Below are 21,630 nucleotides of genomic sequence, written 5' to 3'. Positions count from 1 at the left end.
GGTGAATGTTTCTCTGTGAGTTTTTGCAGCGGGTGAGTGTTATGACGACTTGCCAGCGTCTAAGGCTTGGTAGTATTCCATCAGAATTTTGGCAACTTCTGGGCGCGAAAACTCCGGTGGTGGCGCAAGGCCTTGGCCGAGCATCTGGCGCACCTTGGTGCCAGACAGTGTGATGAAATCTTCTTCGGTATGGTCAGGTGCTTCGCGCATCATCACTACGCGATTTAATTTTTTAGAGAAAGCGGTGTTGTCTGCGCCAAAAATCTCAATTTGCAGTGCGCCAGCCGGAACTTTTTCTTTGAAGATGTCTTGCGCGTCGAATGGACCGTAGTAGCTACCTACGCCCGCGTGGTCGCGGCCAACAATCAAATAATGGGCGCCCATGTTTTGACGGAAGATCGCGTGCAACACCGCTTCGCGTGGCCCTGCGTACAACATGTCAAAACCGTAACCGGCAATCATGACTGTGTTGGGTGGAAAATAATTTTCAACCATTTTGCGAATGCAGGCATCGCGCACGGAAGCAGGGATATCGCCTTCTTTTAATTTGCCGAGCAACATGTGAATCACAATGCCGTCTGCTTGCAGGCGTTCTTGCGCCATGCGGCACAGTTCTTCGTGCGCACGGTGCATCGGGTTGCGTGTTTGAAAGGCTACCACTTTTTTCCAACCGCGCTGTGCTATTTCGTTGCGAATTTCAGTGGCAGTGCGGAAGGTGTCTGGAAACTCTTGCGGGAAGTAGCTGTAGTTCAACACATGAATCGCACCGGAAACCAGAAAGCGACCGGCAGATAAAAAAGTGGCAACGCCAGGATGCTTGTCGTCCAGTGTGCTGAAAATATGCTGCGCCATAAAACGCATTTGTTCATCGCTGGCTTCGTCGATAGCGTCAATATCCATTACCGCGATAACAGGATTACCGTCGACATTTGGGTCGCGCAATGCAATTCGTTTCGCGTCTTTAATGTTGGATACATCTTTCAATACATTGACGATCGGCACGGGCCAAAACAAACCGCTGGTGGTGTGCAATTTTTCTGCCACTGAAAGACTATCCGCCAAATTCATATAGCCTGTAAGCGGTGTGAAATAACCCGCGCCCATCATCACGGCATTGCCCGCTGCCGCTGAGCTAATCAACACCGAGGGCAGTTGTGCTGCTTCAGCAGTGAGTTTGGCGTGCTCGTTGGCATCCGCAACAAATCGTGGCTGGAGAGTGTCTGCGCCGTGTGGCTTGATCATGGTCTGTCCTCCTAAAGGAAAAGGGGCGGGTGAGTCATAAAGAGCGCGCCATTATAGCGGTAATAGCTGTTTGAGGCGGGTGGCAAGTGGGGTGTTCTTGGCGCGATGAAAGCAGCTGTTACAATCGCCATGCTATTGATGTGTGTAATAGGTTCTGCATGAAAAAGCGTTTTCAAGAAACATGGATAAAAGATATTGTCTTACCTGCGCTGTGCGGCTTGCTAATCGCGTTGTTTTATCTGCAATATCAAAAGATTCAGGCGCTGGAGGCTGCCGTTGCTAACATGCCAAGCAATGCAACATCGTCAGTGCATTTGTCATCGGCAGCAACAGATTCTTATGCCGTTGCTGCTGAACAAGCAATGCCTGCGGTGGTGAATATTTATACTCGTAGAGTTGTGCATCGCGTACCTGTGGTGGGTGATCCTCGTCTGCAACAGTTTTTACAGAATAGCCTGTCACCGCAGGAGCGTGTAGAAGGCGCTTTGGGCTCGGGCGTGATTGTCAGTACGGAAGGGCATGTGTTGACGAATTACCATGTGATCGCTGGTGCGGATCAAGTGTTGGTGAGTTTGCACGATGGGCGAGATGCACAAGCAAAATTAGTGGGTATTGATAAAGAAACCGATTTGGCGGTGTTAAAAATTGCACTGCCCGAATTAACCGCCATTCGTTTTGGTGATGCACAACACATGCGGATTGGCGATGTGGTGTTGGCGATTGGCAACCCGCTCGGCGTTGGGCAAACCGTCACGCAAGGTATTATTTCCGCTGCGGCGCGTTACGGTTTGGAATTAAATATCCAAGAAAATTATCTGCAAACGGATGCAGCTATTAACCAAGGCAATTCAGGTGGCGCTTTGGTGGATACCACGGGGCGTTTAGTGGGCATCAATACAGCAATTCAAAGCCCTACCGGAGCATCAATCGGTATTGGCTATGCCATTCCTTCTGACACCGCGCAAAAAGTATTGAATGATATTGTTAGCTACGGACGCGTGATACGCGGTTGGATAGGTATTGAGTCGCAAGCGCTGAATGCTTTTGCTTCGCGCAGTTTGGGCTTGGAGCCAGGACAGGGCATGATTGTGCGCAGTGTGTATCGGCACGGTCCTGCAGCAGATGCAGGATTGTTACCCGGCGACATCATCACGCATTTTGATGGTGAACCGGCTGCCACCACGCGCACGGGTATGAAGCGCATTACTCACGCGCAACCGGGCGAAAAAGTGGAGGTGCGTTTTTTGCGCGATGGTCAAACGGATGTTGTGTCGCTGACAATCGGTATACGCCCCGGTACTTAGTTTATTTACAGCGCGTGCACTGGTTTGAGTGATAGTGGCAAACCAGCTGCAACCAAAGTAACGGCATCACAAAGGCGGGCAAGTTGTTGATGTAAGCGTCCCGCTTCATCCACAAAGCGTCGCGATAGCGGATCGAACGGCACGATGCCCATGCCGACTTCATTGCTGACCAATAAAATATCGCCAGCAAGATGTGGCAATACATTAAGTAAAGCATCGCGCTCACGAACAAAAGTCGCTTCATCCGCCAATAAAAGATTGGTCAACCACAGCGTCAAACAATCCACCAAAATACAGGTGTCTGTTGCGGCATTTTTTTGCAGCGTTGTAGCTAACTCAATAGGTTCTTCTATCGTTTTCCAACGCGCATCTCGCGAAGTTTGGTGATGTTGGATGCGCGCCTGCATCTCATCATCCAGCGCCTGTGATGTGGCGATATAAACCAGTTTTTTCCGGTTGCCAATCCGGTTGTTTCTGCATGATGGCTTTTGCCGGAGCGTGCGCCGCCGAGGATGAGGTGTTTCATGGTGATGCAGTGTCCGAAGGTATGTTTAGTGTGGCTTCGAGTTGTTTCATAACGGCAGTAGCTAATACTTGATTGCCCAGTGCTGTTGCGTGTAAGTCAGAAAAGAAGTGTTGATTGCCCTCTCCTTTGGGTGGTTGCAGTGATTGAAAGGTTTCTATGGTATTGACGAGGTAAGGATAGTGGTTGTCGCCTGCTGTTTTTAGGGTCACTTTGTTGGCTTGCTTGTAGTATCCCTTGTTGGCTGGGTAAGTCAGTAAAAAAACTTTGATGTTGTTTTGCTTTCCGTATTGAATCAATTTCTCCATGTTTTTCTGCATGTCTGTTTCTGCATCGAGATGGGTATTTTTATCTCGAAAATTTAAAGAGAAGTCGAGCTTCATGTTTTTGTAGTTGATGGTTGCAGGCTTGCCTTTGGCTGTTTCTGCCTGTGCAGGGTCGGATGTAGTAATGGTTTCTAATGATTGTTCTTGAAACGGCTCTCGTGTTATCAAACAAATTAGGCGGTACAACTTGGAACGAGATTTTATCCACTGAATAGGGTGTAGCTCGTTGTTGTTAGTCATAGTTGATTCTGCGGCGGCAATGGGGGCTGTCCAAGCATCATTGGAGCCAATCATCACTAAGATAATATCAGGCTGAAATTGGCTGTTGATTTCTTCAATGTTAGCTACTAAACGCGATGAGTTGCTGCCCGGATAGCCAAGATTAATCACTTCAATTGGATTGTTTTTATGTGTGGCGTTCCAAATAGTTTCCAGTTGTTTGGGGTAAGCATCTTTTTTGTCCAAATAAAGCCCGTAGGTATTTGAGTCACCCATGGCGACAACTCGCAAGTTTGGCGTTAACCAACTTGTTTGCTGTTCGTGCATCAAAAAGTGCTGATTGATGTAGCTGCTGATGTGGAGCATTAGCTCCAATAAAAACAATAAAGCCAGCAGCCAGCAGCCAGCAGCCGATAATTTTATTGAGAGTTTTTTCACTATTCCCGCAACCGCTTGTACTTCATGCGCGTAGGTTGTTGATCGCCGCAGCGTGCTTTGTGATCTGCTTCGTATTCGGTATAGGTGCCTTCAAAAAATACGGCTTTGCTTTCGCCTTCAAAGGCGAGGATGTGGGTACAAACGCGATCAAGAAACCAGCGGTCGTGTGAAATCACCATCGCACAGCCTGGGAAGTTTTGCAGGGCTTCTTCCAGTGCGCGCAGTGTTTCCACATCAAGATCGTTGGAGGGTTCGTCAAGCAATAAAAAGTTGCCACCTTCTTTCAGCGTGCAAGCCAATTGCAAGCGGCCGCGTTCACCGCCAGATAGTTCGCCCACGCGTTTTTGTTGATCAGAACCTTTGAAATTAAAGCGGCCGAGGTAGGCGCGCGATGGCACTTCATAGTTACCGATTTTGATGATATCTAAACCGTCGGACACCACTTCCCACACGGTTTTGTTGGCATCCAATTTTTCACGCGATTGTTCAACATAGGCGGGTTTGACGGTATCACCCAGCACGATACTGCCTTGATCCGGTTGTTCTTGGTCGGTAATCATGCGGAACAGCGTGGATTTGCCCGCGCCGTTGGGGCCGATGATGCCGACGATGGCACCTTTGGGCACGGTGAAGCTAATGTCATCTAACAGTACGCGATCGCCAAAAGACTTGGTGACATGATTCACTTCCAACACTTTATCGCCGAGGCGCGGACCCGGTGGGATGTAAATTTCGTTGGTTTCGTTGCGCGCTTGATATTCTTGTGAATTCAATTCATCAAACCGCGCCAGACGCGCTTTGTTTTTCGCATGGCGACCTTTTGGATTTTGTCGCACCCATTCCAATTCGCGCTCGATGGTTTTTTGTCGTGCCGCTTCGCTGCGCTCTTCTTGTTTCAGGCGTGCTTCTTTTTGTTCCAACCATGAAGTGTAATTGCCTTCATAGGGAATGCCGTGACCGCGATCCAATTCCAAAATCCAGCCAGCAGCGTTGTCGAGGAAGTAGCGGTCGTGCGTAATCGCCACCACCGTTCCCGGAAACTCCACCAGAAAATGTTCCAGCCACGCAACGGATTCCGCATCCAAGTGGTTGGTGGGTTCGTCGAGCAACAACATGTCGGGGCGCGACATCAACAAACGACACAGCGCTACGCGGCGGCGTTCACCGCCAGACAGTTTGGTGACATCGGCATCCCACGGTGGCAAGCGCAGTGCGTCAGCCGCCACTTCTAATTTATGTTCGATGCTGTGTGCATCCCAAGCTTGAATAATGTCTTCCAATTCAGCTTGGCGTTTTGCCAGTGCATCAAAGTCAGCATTTTCTTCGGCATAAGCGGCGTAAACCGCATCCAATTCTTTCAGAGCGTTGATTGGCTCCGCCAAACCGTCTTCCACATTGCCGCGCACATCTTTAGTGGGATCGAGTTGTGGTTCTTGTGAGAGATAGCCAATTTTTAAATTTGCCATCGGGCGCGCTTCGCCGATAAAATCGGTATCAATGCCTGCCATAATTTTTAACAAAGTCGATTTGCCGGAGCCGTTCAAGCCCAACACGCCAATTTTGGCGCCAGGGAAAAATGATAGAGAGATATCTTTCAAAATTTCGCGCTTCGGTGGTACAACTTTGCCTAGGCGGTTCATGGTGAAAACATATTGAGCCATGGTTTTTTCTCACTCAGTAAAATTGGGGCGCAAGGTAGCGTAAGCGTTAGGGTGGTGCAATTGCAGAAGGCTGTTCGTCGGTCTGCTGCAGCCATTCTTTTCGCACTAAGATCAGCTGATCTTGCAGTAGCGTGGTGCCTTCGTGGACATGTACAACGGTGTAGCCATGTTTTTCCAACAGCGTACGAGCGTCTGCCACTTTATTGTGCCACCACAAATCGTAAATGATGTCTGGTGGCGCAATGCCGCAATCTTCTTGTAGTTCTCGCGCTTTTTTGATGAAAAAGATGGTGGCGAGACCGTCTAACCCTTGTGGTACGCGTGGGCGTTCCCGCGTAAGACTGCAGTTGGTAAGGCTGGGTTCTACCAGTGCGTTGCGGTCAGTAAAGTGCAATTGATTCGGAAAAAGCAGTGAAAGGTGATAGGGCAACACGCCCATTTGTCCGCTCAATAACTGCACTGGCGCATGCTTTTGTTTGTGAACACTGGCGACGAGTGGTATGAGCGCCGCGAGTGTGGGTAGGTTGGCTTGCACACTGGGAGAGTGCGTTTCAAACACGCTATAAGACGGCGATGTAATAGGCAGATTAGCTTTTGCTTGTTGATGAAATTGTGCCTGCAGGTAGCTGTGCAGTATTTGACTGCTTGCCAGTAACATCACCGCGAGAAAAGCCATCCTTGCTGGGAATATCAGCGATAGGCTGCGCATGAGCAGCAGCGCTTGTAACGGCACGAGTGGTGCGAGAAAGCGCTGTTGCGGCATCCAGTCGCCACCGGTCAGCGCGACCAGTGCGGTGTAACCGGTGCAGGCAAGGGTGCTGGCAACCAGCAGTGTATTTTCCTTGCCTCGTGCGCTGCGCCACAGCAAGTGTAACAAGGCAATCATGCTCGCTGTGGTAAATAGAGCGCCGATTGGATTCGTGAAAATAGCACCAAGATACAACAGCCCCGCTTTGAACGCCGTGAGCGTAATGCCGGCTGATTTTGCAGTTACGGGTTGTGGGAACCACTCACCAAAGTAATACCAGCGCCAACTTACGATGCACAGTGCGGTGAGGATGCTGAGTAGTGCGCGCAGACCGATAGCGCGGCAAGGTAGAGCGAGAAACCGGCACGCAACCCAGAAGCTTAGTGTCAGTACAGGCACAAACAGCGGCAGCTCTGGTCGTGCTAGTTGCAAGGCAAATCCGCATAGAACTAGAGCAAGCCAGCGTGTAGCGTGCAACGAAAGATAGTACACATACAACAACAACAAGCATGCAAACAGCGCTGTTTCCAGACCTGCGTGTGCCCAGTAGACCAGCGGCAATGCCGCGCATAGCAGAGTGGCAGCTGCTAGCTGTTCGCGTCTGGCTATCACCCACAGCAGAGGCAAGCAAAGCCAGCCGGCCAGCATAGGAATGACATAACCTACAGTGACCACATTGGTGTTGCTAATACGAGCAAACAGGGCTGTTAGCAGGACATGCAGCAGTGATGAGCTTTGCTCAACGCGCTCTCCGTTGTAGTTGAGCATTTCTCCTGTTGTAGCGAGTGCGTGTGCGGCGTAAAAACTAATGTGAGCATCGTCGATGCCGGTCGCAAACCCCCATAAGCTGGCAGAGAGAGCAAACAACACCAAGGCGATTAGCAGCGAGGCAAGAGAGCCTGTCGATAGTTTGGCGAGATTCAAGGTTTGTGAGCGAACCACAGACGCACCTTATTGAAGAGGCTACTGCTTGTTGTTTCCTGCTGTCCGATTAAAACAAGCGTGATGTTGTCTCTACTCACTTGTGCCAGCGTTGCCTCTAAGAGCGCACGCGCTGCGTTTTCAGGGTCTTTGTGCGCGGCGAGGATGCTACTGATTTGTTCGTTGCTGAGTTCGTCAGTGAGTCCATCACTGCACAGTAGTACACATTGTTGAGGCTGCCATTCGCGCTCAATGATATCGACATCAATATGCTCGGCTTCTAAAGAACCTAGGCATTGCGTGATGACATTTTTTTCGCGGTGAGTGGCGGCTTCTTGCTGTGAAATGGTGCCTGCTTTTACCAGCATTTGCACATAAGAATGGTCGGTGGTCAGTTGTTCCAGCGAACCGCTGTGCTCGCCGGTCTTGGTCCACAGATAAGCGCGGCTATCACCCACCCATGCAATGCGGTAGCGTGTGCCAGTGCTATGCAAGGCGACCACGGTGGTGCCCATGCCTCTCGCGTTACGACCTCGGTTGCTGCTGCTTAAAATAGTCTGGTGTGCGTGTTGGATAGCATCTGTCAGATCCTGACCTTGGCGAACTTGTTGCGCGATGGTGTTGATAGCAATGGCACTGGCTACTTCGCCCGCTGCGTGGCCGCCCATGCCATCGGCCACAACCCATAATCCCAGTTCAGGGTGGCAGGCAACGGCATCTTCATTGTTGGTGCGCACATTGCCGGTATGGGTCAGTGCAAAATCATTCCAGACCGCCATGCGGTATCCTGTGCGTTCTCAAGGGTCGATCTACGATAAAATCGTCGGTCATTATAGTTTGGCCGTGCGTTCTCCGGTTGCTTTCCAGAGAGACGATTTATCTTGGTTGTGTTGTTACCTATTCCGCGTTCATTGATCCTTTACGGAACCTTGGGCTGCCACCTGTGTGAGCTGGCAGAGCAGTTGTTGTTGCCGTATGTGGCGGCTGGCTGGCAGGTAGAGCTGGTAGATATTGCGGAGGATGACGCACTGCTGGCGCAATTTTCTTTGCTGATTCCTGTGTTGGAAGATGTGGCTGCCACTCGCCATTTAGCTTGGCCTTTTGATGCCCATTCGCTGAAAAATTTTCTTGCAGGGGAAGTGGGCTGATGTGGCGTTGGATTGTTCTGGCGTTTGCGCTGCTGTTTATCGCTTCGCGTTTGACGCGCTTGCGTCCTTCGGCACACGATAAAAAGTTGGAGCTATTGCGACAAACGGCCGCGCAAATGGGTTTGGCTGTGCGTTTTTGGACATTGCGCACCAGTGGCTATCAGCGTCGTCAGCTACCCGAGTCTGGTTATATGTATTATTTTCCGTGGCCGATCACAGATCAGCCGCAAGCCTTGTGGGCGGTTTGGTTGAGCGCGGAAGGTGAAGTGCAAAATATTGCCGGTAATGTGCCGGCACTGGCGCAGCAATGGCTAGTGGCTTTTCGGCAAAACTTTCCAGAACATTGGGCAATGCTGGAATGCAGTGCAACCGGCATCGGTTTGTTGTGGCAGGAGCGCGGCGAACCAGATGATGTAAAAAATATCGCGCAAGCGTTGGATGTGTTGCGCAAAAACTTTGATGTAATTGTAAATTGAGAGTTGAGAATGGCTGATAGTGTTTCTTCTGCAAAAAAATCATTTTTGCTATTGCTGTGCGTAGGGTTGGCGGCGCTGGCTTGGTGGGCGGTGATCCATCCGAGGTCGATAGCAAGTGAGTGGCGCGAACCTTTAAAGAGCGCTTCGTTTGCACCGTTCTCCGATGGTCAGTCCCCACTTAAAGAAGTATTTCCGACGCGGTCGCAAGTTGAAGCAGATTTGGTGCGGCTGCAAGGTGTATTTAGTGGCGTGCGCACCTATACATCACAAGACGGTATGGAGGCCGTGCCTGAATTGGCGGCCAAGTATGGTTTTGCATTGACACACAGTGCATGGTTGGGGCGAGAAAAAATTGATAACGACAAAGAAGTGGCGGCGTTGATTGAAACAGCCAATCGCTATCCACAAGCGGTGAAACGCGTCATTGTCGGCAATGAAGTGCTGCTGCGCCGTGATCTCAAACCCGATGAATTGATTGCCTATATTGATCAAGTGCGCGCAGCTGTTCAGCAGCCTGTTTCTTACGCTGATGTGTGGGCATTTTGGTTAAAAAATCCACAAGTGGCTGATCATGTGGATTACATCACGATACATGTTTTGCCGTATTGGGAAGATGAGCCAGTTTCACTGCATGATGCGCAGCAACATATGCTGGCCATCATCGAAAAAATTAAACAACGCTTTCCTGGTAAACCCATACTGGTAGGTGAAACCGGTTGGCCAACAGAAGGGCGCAGCCGCGGACCGGCGCATGCCGATTTATTGACGGCGGCAGAGTTTGTGCGCGCGTTGCCAAAACTCGCTGCAGAACATGATTTTGATTACAACATCGTAGAAGCCTATGACCAATCATGGAAGGCGCAACTAGAAGGAACAGTCGGTGCGCGTTGGGGTTTGTTTGATAGTGCGCGCGTAGAAAAATTTCCGCTGACTGGTCCAGTGGTGCCATTGGATGATGCGATGGCGCGTGCAGTTACCTCTGTTGTATTAGGCGTTCTCATCAGCCTGTTATTGCTGCCTTATTTGCGCACTGCGCAGCAAGTGATTTTTCTGAGTGTATGGAGTCAATTATTTTCTGCGGCCATTGTTTGGGCTGTATATAAGAGTTTGCGTTTATCTGTTGCGCCCGCATCTATTACTTGGTTGGCGCAACGCGCTTTGTTTTTTATGGCAGATCAACAATGGTTGTCAGATGCCAGCGTCGCCTATTGGTACAAGTTACTGTTGCAAACACTGGCTGAACCATTTGCAAAATTATGGGGCGGTGTTTTAGCAGTATTTTCTGTGTTGTTTGCGTTGGGCGGTGTGCAATGGTTGGTTGCGCTGCTAAAACACAAACAATCCTCTGCTGCGGTGCATTGGGTGCGTCGTGGTTTTGCGCTGTATGCTGTCGGCGCTATGGCGTTTGCACTGATGTTCTCAACTTCTGGTCGCTACATGGATATCCCTGTAGCACTCTACGGCTTGCCGATTATTTTGGCGGGGGGCTTGTGGTTGTCTCGCCGTTGCATGCCTGAAATTCCATTGCGTGCCAGCGCGGTATACGCATGGAATATTCGCGCTAAATTACTGCTGCCGTTGGCGGCATTGGCCTGTGTATGGGGTGAAGTGTCAGCTATGTTACATGGCGAAGATTTTGTGACGATGCATCCTTTGTTAAATGAACAGATACCATTAATTGCTAATTCTTTATTAGCCAATCATCAATTGCTGTTGTGGTGTTTGCTGTGTGTGTTGCTGGCGCTGCCGTTCCGTCGCGCAGAGCAGTTGGCTTGACCGTTTTAGCCGCCCGTAGCTCAGCTGGATAGAGCGGCCCCCTCCTAAGGGGCAGGTCGGACGTTCAAATCGTCTCGGGCGGACCAGTTAATAAACTCGTACCAATAAACAAAATAAGGAAGGTGTAAAACAATGAATCCTCTTGATTTTATTCTGCATATCAACGATCACTTGGCCGTTATGATCGAAACCTATGGTGTGTGGGTATACGCCATTTTGTTTTTAATTGTGTTTGCAGAAACTGGTTTGGTGGTTACGCCGTTTTTGCCTGGGGACTCCTTATTATTCGCAGTGGGTGCATTGGCGGCATCCACAGGAAAACTGGATCCTGTATTGTGCGGTGTAATTGTTATTGCTGCCGCTTTTTGTGGTGACAATGTAAATTATTGGATAGGCAGAACGCTGGGACCGCGTGTATTTCGTTTTGAAGATTCTATTTTCTTCAATCGCAAGCACTTAGAGCGCACCGAGCAGTTTTACAATAAGTACGGTACGCGTGCTGTGATTATCGCGCGTTTTGTGCCTATCGTTCGCACCTTTGCGCCTTTTGTGGCTGGTATCGGCAAAATGCCTTACCCGCGCTACATCATGTTCAGTTGCATCGGCTCATTGTTGTGGGCGCCTATTTGTATTGGTGCTGGTGTGTTCTTTGGTGATATGGAAATTGTCAAAAAGAATTTTGAGCTGGTGATTTTGGGTGTGATTGCTGTATCACTGATTCCTATTGCCGTTGAAGTGGTAAAAGCAAAATTGGGAAAGTCACAGTAAGAAATTGATCGTTCGTATAGGTGCGGGATGCCTGATTTTCAGCAGTCGAAATGCGTAGCCTTGCAGCAGTGGTATGCCGATTATGTTGGGCAGAATATTTGGCAGGCTGAACAACGACTACTTGATCAGTTTTTACCCAGCTTATTTGGCTATCACTTGATGTCCTTGGGGGTGTGTCCATCACTGCCTTTGGCTGCGAGCAGTCCCATTCATCACTGTTTTGCTTTAAGCGATACCATTTCTGGGTATGCGGATGCTGCAGCGCATTGCCACTTCCATGAACTGCCCATTGAAAATGAAAGTATTGATGTTGCAATTCTTCATCACTGTTTAGACTACAGCGCGTTTCCGCATCAATTATTGCGTGAGACGGCGCGTGTACTCATGCCGTATGGCAGTGTATTGATCTTTGGTTTTCAACGCTGGAGCGCGTTAGGCGTGCAGCACACGGTTCAGCATCTGTTGGATAGAAAAAACGCGATGGCTGATCATCGGTTTATTGGTCGCCACAGAATGCACGATTGGTTGCAGTTGTTAGACTTTGAAATTGTAGAGTCTGTGCATACAGCCTATGTGCCGCCGCAGTGGGGGAGCGCTTTGCAGCGACGCTTGCAGTGGTTGGAAGGTCTAGGCAGTAAAACTCAGCTGCCTATGGGGAGTGTGTACTTTATTTTGGCGCGCAAAACGGTAGGCAGTGTTAGACCGTTGTTGGTAGAAAAAGAGAAAAAAACTTTGAATCCTTTGGGTGCATTGACACCAAAGCCGGTTGTGCCTGTGGTTCGCCCACGCAATGATTGTTGATGGAAAAAATGTTTGTGAGTGAAGCAATAAAGCGAGTTGAGATTTTTACCGATGGCGCATGTCGTGGTAATCCTGGTCCTGGAGGCTGGGGAGCTGTGCTGCGTTATGGTGAAAATGAAAAAGAAATTTTTGGTGCGGAGCCACTTACAACGAATAATCGCATGGAGTTGATGGCCGCCATTATGGCTTTGGAGACACTAAAAGATACTTGCCTCGTGGATCTGACAACTGATTCGCAATATGTGCGGCAAGGTGTAACCAGTTGGATGGATAATTGGAAAAAAAATGGCTGGCGTACTAGTGACAGAAAACCAGTAAAAAATCAGGATCTCTGGCAGCGTTTAGATGCGGCCTCCAGTCGACACAAAGTTAGCTGGCACTGGGTGAAGGGGCATAGCGGTCATCGAGAAAATGAACGCTGCGATGCACTGGCAAATATAGCTATTGATGAGATGTAAACATGGCGCGACAGATTATTCTTGACACTGAAACAACCGGTCTCGATTGGACGCAGGGAAACCGTGTCATTGAGATCGGCTGCGTAGAAGTGATTGATAGAAAACTGACGGCTAATAACTTCCATCAGTACATCAATCCTGAGCGAGACAGTGAAGAAAAAGCTCTGGAAGTTCACGGGCTGACCACCGATTTTTTGTCAGATAAGCCCTTATTTCATCAAATTGCCGAAGAGTTTTTTTCTTATGTGAAAGGCGCTGAGTTGGTTATTCACAATGCGCCGTTTGATGTTGGGTTTTAAACCACGAATTGCGCCGCGTCTACGGCGAGAGCTTCAGCTTGGCTGAGCACTGTGTCATTACCGATACTCTGGCTCTAGCTAAAGCTCGTCATCCGGGGCAGCGCAATAGTTTGGATGCGCTGTGCAAGCGCTACGATGTCGATAATTCACACCGTGAGTTGCACGGCGCGCTATTGGATGCCGAGATTTTGGCGGATGTTTTTTTGGCCATGACAGGTGGTCAAACGAGTCTGTTGGCTAGCACGCAGGGCGATATGGGTTCCGCTGCATTGGCCGAGGATGCAGCAGTGCGGCGGGTTGATGCTGCACTGGCCGCGCAAGTACAGGTTCTGTTAGCGTCAGATGAAGAGATGCTGGCACATGAAGCGTATCTGGCGAGCCTGCGTAAGAAAGCGGGTCGCAGTTTGTGGGATGCCTGAATTAACAGGTGGTATGGTAAAGTTGCGTAGCTTTCGGCTGGCAAATTAAAGGGGAAAGGCGTGTACGAAATTGTATTGGCTGGTGGTTGGATGATGGTGCCGCTGGTATTGATGTCAGTTGCTGTCGTTGCTATTGCCGCTGAGCGGTTTTGGTCTTTGAATGCACAAAAAGTTATTCCTGCAGCATTGTTATTGCAGATTTGGGAATGGCTGCAACACGGGCAATTGGACGCCAAAAAAATTAAAACTGTGCATGATTCTTCTCCCTTGGGGCAGGTGTTGGCTGCGGGGTTAAGTAATACACGCCACAGTCGCGCAGTGATGATTGAAAGTATGGAAGTGGCGGCGGGTCGTGTGCAGCATGATTTAGAGCGCTATTTAAGTGCAGTGAGTGCCATTGCAAACATTGCGCCGCTAATGGGTTTGTTGGGTACAGTAGTTGGAACCATCAAAATTTTTTCGGCGATTATGTTGGAAGGCGGAACGGGAAATCCTGGCGCATTGGCCGGCGGTATTTCAGAGGCTTTAATTGCAACGGCGATGGGCTTGATTGTGGCAATTCCTGCATCTCTAATAAGCCGGTATTTTTATCGAGTGGTTGATGGCTACATGATTAGCATTCAACAGGATGCAATGAAGCTGGTTGATGCGCTGCACTCCGATCGTAAGGTCAAGGGTGAAAAAGTTAGCGCAGAGCGTTGATTACATCGTGAAAATTCGCAAACGCCAAAGACAAGACGATTACATCAATGTGGTGCCGTTTATCGACATCCTGTTGGTGCTACTTATTTTTTTCATGGTGTCTAGCCGCTTTACGCACAATGCAGAGTTGAAACTGGATTTGCCCACGGCGACAGATCCATCAGGACAGCAGCGCCAAGCAGATACCGTGGAGTTGGTTGTTTCACAAGATGGCAGTTTTTCTGTTAATGATCGTTCTCTGGTGGATAATAAGCCGGAAACGCTGCGCAAAGCATTGTCAGATGCAGCAGGCGACCGCACCGATATTCCTTTGATTCTTTCTGCCGATGCCAAGGCGCAACATCAGGCTGTTGTGACGGCAATGGATGTGGCGGGGCAGATGGGCTTTGCAAAGTTGAGTATTACTACAAGGCGTGATGAAAGCGCTGAGTAATTTTATTGAACGCGTGTGGTATGGCCGCGTTGCGCGTTATTGGCCTGTCATTGTCTTGCTGTTGCCTTTGTCTCTCCTGTTTCTGATTGTCAGCCGCATTCGAAAAAATATGTTGCTTAATCATCAGGCTGTTCTACCTGTGCCTGTCATTGTTGTTGGCAATATCTCTGTCGGTGGCACAGGGAAAACACCGCTGCTGTGCGCCTTGGCTGGTGCGCTGACAAAACGCGGTGTGCGTGTCGGTATTATTAGCCGTGGCTACGGTGGCACGCAGGGCGATACGCCGTACTTAATATCAAAGGATGATGATCCGCGTGCCGTAGGTGACGAGCCCTTGTTGTTAACACGCGCAACGGATTGTCCGGTTGTGATTGCGCGCAATCGACTCGAAGCAGCTAAATTTTTAAGTGCGCAGCGAATAGTTGATGTCATTTTGTCCGATGACGGTATGCAGCATTACGCATTGCCACGCAATGTCGAGATCGCTGTTTTGGACGGACAGAGAAACTTGGGGAATGGTCTGTTATTACCAGCAGGGCCGTTGCGAGAGTCACCTTCTCGGCTACAGTCTGTCAATTTTGTGGTGCGAAATAGCACAGCAGAAATACCACAGCACAATACAGTTTCTGGTGTTCACAGCATAAATGTAAAATTGATTCCGCAATGTTGGGTGTCGGTAAAAACAGGTGAAGTGCTGCCATTAGGCGCATTGGAGAAAAATGCAATCGTGCATGCCGTGGCGGGGATTGGTAACCCGCAGCGATTTTTTTTAACTTTGCAGCGTCTGGGGTTTTCTGCTATCAAGCATGCATTTCCAGATCACCATGTTTTTATAGAACATGATTTTTCTTTTAATGATAAAAATATTGTGTTGATGACAGAAAAAGATGCAGTGAAGTGCATGTCATTCGCTAAAGAAAATTGGTATGCCTTGCGTGTTGCAATGCCATTGCCTGAGGCTTGGGTCGATGCTGTTTGGCAGACTGCGCAGAAAAAACAGAAGAAGGTGGTGTAATGAGTTTTGTGGTGGTAATCCCTGCGCGTTTCGCATCCACGCGCTTGCCAGGTAAACCGTTGTTGGATATTGCCGGCAAACCGATGATTGAGCATGTCTGGCTACAAGCTAAACAGAGTGCTGCGAGCGAAGTGGTGATAGCCACGGATGATGCGCGCATCGAAACGGTGGCAAAAAATTTTGGAGCGCAAGTGGTAATGACGCGTGCTGATCATGCGTCTGGCACAGATCGCTTGCAAGAAGTGGCTGCTCAACGCGGCTGGTTAGATGAGCAGGTGGTGGTCAATGTGCAGGGCGATGAGCCACTGATTCCACCGGCGGTCATTAATCAAGTAGCAGCCTTGTTATTGCAACAGCCCACTGCAGATATTGCGACGCTGTGTGAAGCAATACATGACGAAGCGCAGTTTCGTGATCCCAACGCAGTAAAAGTAGTCTGCAATGCTGCCATGCAGGCTTTATATTTCAGTCGCGCACCGATGCCATGGCCGCGTGAAGGTTTGCCATTAATGGAGCAAGCGGGTGCGGTGGTATGGGGCTATCGCCATATTGGCCTGTATGCCTATCGCACCGGTTTTTTGCATCGCTATGTCACTTGGGATGCTTGCTGGTTGGAGAACTGTGAGAAGTTAGAACAGTTACGCGCTCTGCATCACGGATCGCGCATTCAAGTGGCGGAGTCTTGCTCTCCCATTCCTGCAGGTGTGGATACGCAACATGATTTAGATGTCGTGCGCGCTTATTTTTCAGTGCAACGATAGTGTTTTATAAATTGGAATTTCTATGAAAACCAAAGTGCTATTTGTTTGTTTGGGAAATATTTGTCGTTCGCCGACCGCGCATGGTGTGTTTGAAAAACGCGTACAGGATGCAGGTCTTGCAGAAAGAATTATTGTGGATTCTGCAGCAACAGCGGCATTTCATGTGGGAAATCCTCCAGATCCGCGCACAGTGCGCGCAGCAGCAGCGCGCGGCTATGACTTAACGCCGCAGCGTTCACGCCAAGTGACCAAAGCAGACTTTCATCAGTTTGATTTTATTTTGCCGATGGACAGAATTAATCTCAGTAATTTGCGTGCAATTCAGCCCAAGGATTTTGCAGGGCATTTGGCTTTGTTTATGGATTACAGCAAACAGCGGCAATACACTCAGGTGCCTGATCCGTATAACGATGGCGCTGAAAGTTTTGAATTGGTCTTGGATTTGGTAGAGGACGCTGCCGAAGGCTTGTTGCGTAATATTGTTTCTACACGGTTGCAGGGTTGCTAGATCGTGTTGCGTGAATGGGTAGATCTTCAGCCGTACAACACGCTGTCTTTGCATGCGCGCGCAGCTTATTTCTGCGAAACCAGTAGTCTCTCTGAGTTGCGATCGGCTTTGTTGATGGCAAAAGAAAGGTCGTTGTCGGTGCTTCCACTAGGAGAAGGAAGCAATATTGTATTGACGCAAGATTATCTTGGTGTGGTTTTGCGATTTCGCGATGAAACAATAGCTGTTGAATATGAGGACAAGGATTGTGTACATGTGAGTGTAGGGGCGGGCTTGCACTGGCATGACTGGGTAGAAAAATCACTTGTGGCAGGCTGGTATGGATTAGAAAACTTGGCGTTGATTCCTGGCACTGTAGGTGCTGCGCCTATCCAAAATATTGGCGCGTACGGCGTGGAGGTGGCGAGCTTTATTCACTGCGTTTGCGGTGTGTATTTAGAAAGTGGCGAGGCCTTTGCGCTAGATAATGAATCCTGTCACTTTGCGTACCGCAACAGCGTTTTTAAAGAGTGCTTGGCAGGAAAGATTATTATCACCTCCGTGGTATTTCGCTTGAGTAAAACTGCGCATATTCGCAGTCACTATGCGGCTTTGCATGAATATCTGTCTGAGCATCATGCGCACGCTTTGGTAAGCAATGCTCTAGATGCGGTGATGATTAAAGATGCGGTTTGTGCGGTGCGCAGGTCGCGTTTGCCGGATCCTGCTGTGTTGCCCAATGTGGGGAGTTTTTTTAAGAATCCGCAGATATCACCAGAACATTTTATGCGTTTGCGTGAGCGTTTTCCGTCAGTCATTTTTTATTCTGGCGAACAAGGAAAATTTAAAATTGCAGCGGGTTGGTTAATTGATCAACTAGGTTGGAAAGGTCGTTGCATGGGTACTGCCTGTGTGCATGACAAGCAGGCGCTTGTGTTGGTGAATCGCTCTGGTGCAACAGGGCAAGAGATTATGGCTCTGGCCAATGCAATCGCCAGTGATGTGTTGCGTGAGTTTGGTATCACCTTAGAGTGCGAGCCGTTGGTGCTATAGCCGTTATGGTAGGCGCGTTTTGTACCATTGGTGCGTGGCTTGGATGGCTGGCATCAAAGTATCCAATTTCAGTTTTTGTAAATCGTCAAAAGCGCACTGAAAAATAAAAATATCACGGTTTCGATACAGAATGTTGTGCTGGCAGGCGGCGATAATAGGATCTGTTGCCGGGTTGAAGCTCATGGATTGCAACGATAGAACCAGCGTAAAGCTCAGTGGAGATTTCCATTCATAATGTTCGCTGCGTTTGATGACATGATCATTAATTAAATCCAAACAATCTGAAAAATTCTGTGAGGTATCTAGGCGATACTCGATGTGGCGTGGGTAGTTGCTGTAGCCGCAACCGGCTAGTGGCTGCAAATAGAAAGTAGTTTTCAGATGGTCTGTCGCTTGGTCAAGTCCGGAGGTTTGAATGATCTCTTCTCGGTTTTGTAGAAAGATGGCTTTTCTGCTGCCAGTATCCATCACATAAAACAACGATAGGCAGATTGCTGTTGCAGCGATAACGCAATGACTTGCTCGCGTGTTACTGCAATATGCTGGCAACAGAAAGAATAGCCACAGCGTCCATTGCATCGGAAAATACAAATGCCCTGGCGACATAGCCATGGCAAACAATACGAACCACAACGCATAGATCAGAATGCAGCTGCTGAGTGTAAACAGTAGCCATGTGCTGGGTGAGGCGGTTTTTTTAGCGATAATTTTTTTCGCAGAGAGTGAGATGAGAACAATCAAACCGATAAGGTATAAGGTGCCAACGATGTGATTAACATCGGCAGGTGCGTCGCCAAGAAATGGATTTTTAATACCAAAGTAAGACAGTCCTTCTTCAACAAAATACAGGTTCTTGTTGGCATTGCGAATGAGATAGGGGATTTTCTCTTTGGCAGCCTCCCATTGACCAAGACCAGAACCGTGGTGGTCAATAAAGTCCTTCTTATATTGCCGGTAACTTTCTTGATAGCTTGGTGGATAAGCTTGTAGTGCATGTTCTTGTAACAAAGAATTCGTACTGCTAATTAGCAATGGAGGTATGAGTAGAGCCATCAAGGTAAAAATTAGCTGCTTGGCTTTTTTAATGGCGGTTGCGTAAAAAAATAGTAGTGATAAACCAATAAAGGCTGGGATCAGCAGAGGTTTAATTAACAGACTGATGCCTGTCATCACGCCAATCAATGTGGCGCGTCGCAACACGGTGTAGAGCGGATTAAAGGCAAGGCAGCTCGCCAATAAAAATAAAAGGCTGCCTGTGTAGTAGCCAATGAGCGAAGAAAAATCTTGCGCAAAGCCAGCAACAATACCGCAAGCTAAACACAGCATGCTGAGTGCGGAATTTTTGCCGTAGTAACGAATCTGCCACAAGCAAAGTGCGGACAACACACTGTTGACTGCCCAACCCGTTACACCGCCGATCCACCATTGTGTGCCAAATAATTTGATGAGTAAGGCAGCTGGCAATAGCAGCGCGGTAGGGCCGGTGAAGTCTGGATTGAAGGGGATCTTCTCGCTGTAGCTGGTTGCCCAGCCGTAGCCGTTTAGCCAATTCTTGGGAACAGACAAAAACAGTGCGTCATCAGCAGAGGGTGAGCGATGCAGAGCAAGTAAAAACTGACCAGCGATGAAGGTCAGCATGAGCACGAGTGTGGTGAGCTCTATCAATCGTTGGCTGTGATTTGTCTTGAAAAGCGACACTTTGTCCCCATCTTCGCTTCGTTTGCTAGATTCTAACTGCTTTATGGAGACTTCTACGATGTCCACTGCTGAAACCTTGTCTTTTCAAACCGAAGCGCGCCAACTGCTGCAATTAATGATCCATTCGCTGTACAGCAACCGCGAGATCTTTTTGCGTGAGTTGGTCTCCAACGCTTCTGATGCCTGCGACAAGCTGCGTTTTGCGGCACTGGCAGATAACAGTCTGTATGAAAATGATGGCGAGCTGAAAGTGCGCATCAGTGTGGATGAAGTGGCGCGTACGATCACGATTGAGGACAACGGTATCGGCATGAGTCGCGATGAGGCGATTTCGCATTTGGGTACGATTGCAAAATCAGGTACGGCGGAGTTCATCAGCCATCTTTCAGGTGATGAGAAAAAAGACGCGCATTTGATTGGGCAGTTCGGCGTTGGTTTTTATTCCGCCTTTATTGTTGCAGATAAAGTTGAGGTGTTTAGTCGTCGTGCAGGTTTGTCAGCTAGTGAAGGCGTGCATTGGATTTCTTCTGGTGACGCAGATTTCTCAGTAGAAACCATTGAAAAAGTAGATCGCGGTACGCGCATTGTTTTGCATGTGAAAGAAGCAGCAGCAGAGTTTGCGAATGACTGGCGCTTACGCAGCATTGTGCGTAAATATTCCGATCACATTGCTATTCCTGTGCAGATGCGCCAGTACATGCCGCCAGCAGAAGAAGGAAAAGAACAAGAGATCGGCGAATGGGAAAATGTAAACAGCGCCACGGCACTGTGGACGCGCAGTAAAAGCGACATTACGGATGAGGAATATCAGGCCTTTTATCAACATGTTTCCCACGATTACGCAGAGCCTTTGGCATGGAGTCACAATAAAGTTGAAGGTAAGTTGGAGTACACCAGTTTATTGTATATTCCAACAGAAGCCCCCATGGATCTTTACCATCGTGATGCAGCGCGCGGTTTAAAGCTCTATGTGCAGCGCACTTATATCATGGATGATGCTGAGCAGTTTTTGCCTTTGTATCTGCGTTTTGTAAAAGGTGTGGTGGATTCAAACGATTTGTCACTCAATGTATCTCGTGAAATTCTTCAGCAAGATTCTGTTGTTGAAAGCATGAAAACCGCGCTGACCAAGCGTGTGTTGGATATGCTGGAAAAATTAACAGAAGATGCAGAGAAGTTTTCTGCTTTTTGGAAAACCTTTGGCAATGTGTTAAAAGAAGGCATGGTAGAAGATTTTTCCAACCGCGAGCGCATTGGGAAATTATTGCGTTTTGCCACTAGCACTTCATCCAAAGAACAAGATCAATCATTGGATGATTACATTGCACGCATGAAAGAAGGGCAAACAAACATTTACTACATTGCTGCCGATCATTACGACACCGCTAAAAATAGCCCACACTTGGAAGTGTTTCGTGCCAATGACATTGAAGTGGTGTTGATGTGCGACCGTCTCGACGAATGGATGATGGGCTATTTCCGCGAGTACGCAGGCAAGTCGTTTGCTGATGTGGCGCGTGGTGATCTGGATATCAGCCATCTGTTAAAAGAGAAAAAGACTGATGAGCAAGAGCCAGAACAATCAGGGGGCGATAGCGCTTTGCTGGAGCGTGTGAAAACCATCTTGGCAGACGATGTTGAGACTGTGCGTTTCTCGACGCGCTTGGTGGATTCGCCCGTCTGTTTGGTGGTTGGGCAGGCCGACATGGGGCTACAAATGCGTCGCATGATGGAGGCTGCTGGCCAAGCTGTGCCTGAGTCCAAACCAATTTTTGAGCTGAACGCTAAACACACTTTGGTGCAGCGTCTCGGTAAGACAGATGATGCATCTCAATTTGCTGATTTGGCGCTGGTTTTGTTGGACGAGGCGCGTTTGTCAGCGGGTTTGGCGTTAGAAAATCCCACAGGTTTTGTTTCGCGCATAAACCGGCTATTGAATCATTGATCAATCTAT

The 21,630-nt window shown here is 48.8% G+C and carries 20 protein-coding genes, 1 tRNA gene and 2 pseudogenes; 16 read left to right on the top strand and 7 right to left on the bottom strand.

The window, feature by feature from the left end; translation table 11 throughout:
- Positions 1–39 precede the first annotated feature (39 nt).
- Positions 40–1,242, bottom strand: coding sequence for a sulfate adenylyltransferase (sat, locus tag IPK30_11795; GenBank protein ID MBK8103913.1), 1,203 nt, complete (start codon positions 1,240–1,242; stop codon positions 40–42).
- Between the two features lie 158 nt (positions 1,243–1,400).
- On the opposite strand from sat, the gene IPK30_11790 reads away from it, so the two are divergent.
- Positions 1,401–2,546 carry a trypsin-like peptidase domain-containing protein gene (locus IPK30_11790; GenBank protein ID MBK8103912.1) on the top strand — a complete coding sequence of 382 codons (1,146 nt, stop codon included), beginning with the start codon at positions 1,401–1,403 and terminating at the stop codon, positions 2,544–2,546.
- 5 nt (positions 2,547–2,551) lie between these two features.
- Here the strand turns inward: IPK30_11790 and cobU are convergent.
- The 5 genes and pseudogenes from cobU to IPK30_11765 all read right to left on the bottom strand — a co-directional run bounded on the left by cobU (position 2,552) and on the right by IPK30_11765 (position 8,161).
- Positions 2,552–3,072: pseudogene (cobU, locus tag IPK30_11785) on the bottom strand (bifunctional adenosylcobinamide kinase/adenosylcobinamide-phosphate guanylyltransferase).
- Complete coding sequence (locus tag IPK30_11780; GenBank protein ID MBK8103911.1) at positions 3,069–3,941, bottom strand: hypothetical protein; 873 nt, start codon at positions 3,939–3,941, stop codon at positions 3,069–3,071. The pseudogene cobU and the gene IPK30_11780 overlap by 4 nt, the downstream one beginning before the upstream one ends.
- 110 nt (positions 3,942–4,051) lie before the next feature.
- Positions 4,052–5,713 carry an energy-dependent translational throttle protein EttA gene (gene ettA, locus IPK30_11775; protein MBK8103910.1) on the bottom strand — a complete coding sequence of 554 codons (1,662 nt, stop codon included), beginning with the start codon at positions 5,711–5,713 and terminating at the stop codon, positions 4,052–4,054.
- 46 nt (positions 5,714–5,759) lie between these two features.
- A complete protein-coding gene (locus tag IPK30_11770) occupies positions 5,760–7,403 on the bottom strand; it encodes a hypothetical protein (protein ID MBK8103909.1) in 1,644 nt (547 codons plus the stop codon).
- On the bottom strand, positions 7,382–8,161 hold the full coding sequence (locus IPK30_11765) for a serine/threonine-protein phosphatase (GenBank protein ID MBK8103908.1): 780 nt from the start codon (positions 8,159–8,161) through the stop codon (positions 7,382–7,384). The genes IPK30_11770 and IPK30_11765 overlap by 22 nt, the downstream gene beginning before the upstream one ends.
- Positions 8,162–8,281: 120 nt before the next feature.
- Here IPK30_11765 and IPK30_11760 point away from each other — a divergent pair, with 120 nt between their 5' ends.
- The 14 genes and pseudogenes from IPK30_11760 (at position 8,282) to murB (ending at position 17,978) form a co-directional block, all read left to right on the top strand.
- Positions 8,282–8,530, top strand: coding sequence for a glutaredoxin family protein (locus IPK30_11760; protein MBK8103907.1), 249 nt, complete (start codon positions 8,282–8,284; stop codon positions 8,528–8,530).
- Positions 8,530–9,006 (top strand): hypothetical protein, encoded by a 477-nt coding sequence (locus tag IPK30_11755; protein MBK8103906.1) that lies wholly within the window; start codon positions 8,530–8,532, stop codon positions 9,004–9,006. The genes IPK30_11760 and IPK30_11755 overlap by 1 nt, the downstream gene beginning before the upstream one ends.
- Positions 9,007–9,015: 9 nt before the next feature.
- Positions 9,016–10,782 (top strand): exo-beta-1,3-glucanase, encoded by a 1,767-nt coding sequence (locus IPK30_11750; GenBank protein MBK8103905.1) that lies wholly within the window; start codon positions 9,016–9,018, stop codon positions 10,780–10,782.
- Positions 10,783–10,791: 9 nt separating this feature from the next.
- Positions 10,792–10,868, top strand: a tRNA-Arg gene (locus IPK30_11745).
- A gap of 46 nt (positions 10,869–10,914) precedes the next feature.
- Positions 10,915–11,550, top strand: a complete 636-nt coding sequence (locus tag IPK30_11740) for a DedA family protein (GenBank protein ID MBK8103904.1) — start codon at positions 10,915–10,917, stop codon at positions 11,548–11,550.
- A gap of 27 nt (positions 11,551–11,577) precedes the next feature.
- Positions 11,578–12,351, top strand: a complete 774-nt coding sequence (locus tag IPK30_11735; protein ID MBK8103903.1) for a methyltransferase domain-containing protein — start codon at positions 11,578–11,580, stop codon at positions 12,349–12,351.
- An 8-nt stretch (positions 12,352–12,359) separates the two neighbouring features.
- On the top strand, positions 12,360–12,809 hold the full coding sequence (gene rnhA / locus IPK30_11730) for a ribonuclease HI (GenBank protein ID MBK8103902.1): 450 nt from the start codon (positions 12,360–12,362) through the stop codon (positions 12,807–12,809).
- A gap of 2 nt (positions 12,810–12,811) precedes the next feature.
- Positions 12,812–13,527 (top strand): annotated as a pseudogene (dnaQ, locus tag IPK30_11725) (DNA polymerase III subunit epsilon).
- A gap of 60 nt (positions 13,528–13,587) precedes the next feature.
- Complete coding sequence (locus IPK30_11720; protein ID MBK8103901.1) at positions 13,588–14,229, top strand: MotA/TolQ/ExbB proton channel family protein; 642 nt, start codon at positions 13,588–13,590, stop codon at positions 14,227–14,229.
- Between the two features lie 7 nt (positions 14,230–14,236).
- Positions 14,237–14,662 carry a biopolymer transporter ExbD gene (locus IPK30_11715; protein ID MBK8103900.1) on the top strand — a complete coding sequence of 142 codons (426 nt, stop codon included), beginning with the start codon at positions 14,237–14,239 and terminating at the stop codon, positions 14,660–14,662.
- Positions 14,646–15,677, top strand: a complete 1,032-nt coding sequence (locus IPK30_11710) for a tetraacyldisaccharide 4'-kinase (protein ID MBK8103899.1) — start codon at positions 14,646–14,648, stop codon at positions 15,675–15,677. The genes IPK30_11715 and IPK30_11710 overlap by 17 nt, the downstream gene beginning before the upstream one ends.
- Entirely contained in the window at positions 15,677–16,438 is a 762-nt protein-coding gene (kdsB, locus tag IPK30_11705; protein MBK8103898.1) for a 3-deoxy-manno-octulosonate cytidylyltransferase, read from the top strand. The genes IPK30_11710 and kdsB overlap by 1 nt, the downstream gene beginning before the upstream one ends.
- A 22-nt stretch (positions 16,439–16,460) precedes the next feature.
- Positions 16,461–16,946 carry a low molecular weight phosphotyrosine protein phosphatase gene (locus IPK30_11700; protein MBK8103897.1) on the top strand — a complete coding sequence of 162 codons (486 nt, stop codon included), beginning with the start codon at positions 16,461–16,463 and terminating at the stop codon, positions 16,944–16,946.
- A 3-nt stretch (positions 16,947–16,949) separates the two neighbouring features.
- Positions 16,950–17,978 carry a UDP-N-acetylmuramate dehydrogenase gene (gene murB, locus IPK30_11695; GenBank protein ID MBK8103896.1) on the top strand — a complete coding sequence of 343 codons (1,029 nt, stop codon included), beginning with the start codon at positions 16,950–16,952 and terminating at the stop codon, positions 17,976–17,978.
- Between the two features lie 3 nt (positions 17,979–17,981).
- Here the strand turns inward: murB and IPK30_11690 are convergent, their stop codons facing one another.
- Complete coding sequence (locus IPK30_11690) at positions 17,982–19,616, bottom strand: hypothetical protein (GenBank protein MBK8103895.1); 1,635 nt, start codon at positions 19,614–19,616, stop codon at positions 17,982–17,984.
- A 118-nt stretch (positions 19,617–19,734) separates the two neighbouring features.
- Between IPK30_11690 and htpG the strand changes: the two genes are divergently transcribed.
- Complete coding sequence (gene htpG / locus IPK30_11685) at positions 19,735–21,621, top strand: molecular chaperone HtpG (protein MBK8103894.1); 1,887 nt, start codon at positions 19,735–19,737, stop codon at positions 21,619–21,621.
- Positions 21,622–21,630 lie beyond the last annotated feature (9 nt).

It is taken from the genome of Cellvibrionales bacterium (assembly GCA_016713115.1).
In the GTDB taxonomy this organism is placed as follows: domain Bacteria; phylum Pseudomonadota; class Gammaproteobacteria; order Pseudomonadales; family UBA7239; genus UBA7239.
Note: the sequence above shows the minus strand (reverse complement) of the source record. Positions and strands in the feature narration are given on the sequence as shown.